Genomic DNA, 1,212 nt, shown 5'->3' with positions numbered 1-1,212 from the left:
AGGCGCCAGTCGTCGACGTCGGGACAGAACGTCAGGGTGAGGTGCCACTGGGCGGGGTTGGTCCACGCCAGGCCCGGCCGCGGCTCGAGGAACCGCTCCAGTTCCTCGCGAACCTCGTCGGGCGGTACGACCGCGACGAACATCCGATGCCCCATCACCCCACCGTGGACCATGCGCCGGTGGTCCACAAGCCCGAGTCGTGATCCATCACGAGCCCGCGAGCCACCACCCCAGAGCGGCGGCGGCCACCGTGGCTGTCATCGTCCCCACCCCGTACGCCACCGCGGTGAGGAACCGGCCGTCGCGGGCCAGGCGAACGGTGTCATAACTGGCCGTGGAGAACGTCGTGTAGCCGCCGAGTGCCCCCGTGCCCAGCAGCACGGCCACCGTCCCGCCGCTTCCCGTGGGTCCGGCCAGCAGCCCCATGACCAGGCCCAGTGCGAACGAACCCGACACGTTGACGAGGAACGTGCCCAGCGGAAACCGGCCATGCCACCGCGCGGCGACCGCCAGGCCCACGCCGTAGCGCAGGGCCGCGCCCACGCCCCCGCCGAGCGCGACCCACACCGCCATCACGGCGTCACCCACCGTCATGACCCCTCGATCCCAGCGCCATCCCGAGCACGGTGGCCACACCGCCCAGCACGAGCGTCGCCGCGGGATAGACCATCGCGCCGACCCCATCACCCGCCCGCGCCAGGGTCGAGACCTGCAGGGCGATGAGCGAGTAGGTGGTGAACCCCCCGCAGAAACCGGGGCCGAGCAGTAACCGGGCGTGATGTCGTCGTCGTTGTCGTCGTCCCTCTCGTCGCCACGCCCCGCCCTCGGGCAGCACGGTGAGGACGACCCCCAGTGCGAACGCGCCCACGACGTTGATCGCGAGCGTCACGGTGAGGGCCGGCGGCGCCCACTCGGAGACGACGACCCGCGCGAACGTGCCAGCCGCCCCGCCGACGGCGACGACGGCCATCGAAGTGAGAGTGACCATCGCGGCGGGGAACCTCACGTGGACAGTCCGGCCTCCAGGGCGGCGTCGAGCCCGTCGCGATCACCGGTGATCTCCAGGCCCGCGGCATCGGGGCCGACGCGGCCCCACAGCAGCAAGGCGAGCGTCTCCGGCGGCCCCGCCACCTCGACCACGCCCGTGGAGTCGGGGCCCGCACCGTCCGTACCGGGCAGCTCCCACTCCAGCGCGCCGAGGGCGCCCGCCCC

The 1,212-nt window shown here is 73.0% G+C and carries 4 protein-coding genes; all 4 read right to left on the bottom strand.

Features of this window, described 5'->3' with window-relative positions; genetic code table 11:
- On the bottom strand, window positions 1-188 hold a 188-nt coding region (locus tag G6023_RS09630), incomplete at its 3' end, for a 2'-5' RNA ligase family protein (protein WP_472986433.1).
- Window positions 189-207: 19 nt separating this feature from the next.
- Window positions 208-594: a fluoride efflux transporter CrcB gene (crcB, locus tag G6023_RS09625; RefSeq protein WP_182635187.1), complete on the bottom strand. Its 387-nt coding sequence runs from the start codon at window positions 592-594 to the stop codon at window positions 208-210.
- The gene (locus G6023_RS09620; RefSeq protein WP_182635185.1) at window positions 581-988 is read right to left on the bottom strand and encodes a fluoride efflux transporter FluC; all 408 of its coding nucleotides are present in this window, start codon (window positions 986-988) and stop codon (window positions 581-583) included. Before G6023_RS09620 ends, crcB begins: the two co-directional genes overlap by 14 nt.
- 14 nt (window positions 989-1,002) lie before the next feature.
- On the bottom strand, window positions 1,003-1,212 hold a 210-nt coding region (locus G6023_RS09615), incomplete at its 5' end, for a hypothetical protein (protein ID WP_206680989.1).

This window comes from Dietzia sp. DQ11-71, assembly GCF_014144995.1.
Classification (GTDB): Bacteria; Actinomycetota; Actinomycetes; order Mycobacteriales; family Mycobacteriaceae; genus Dietzia; species Dietzia kunjamensis.
This window is presented reverse-complemented; position numbering and strand designations above follow the sequence as displayed.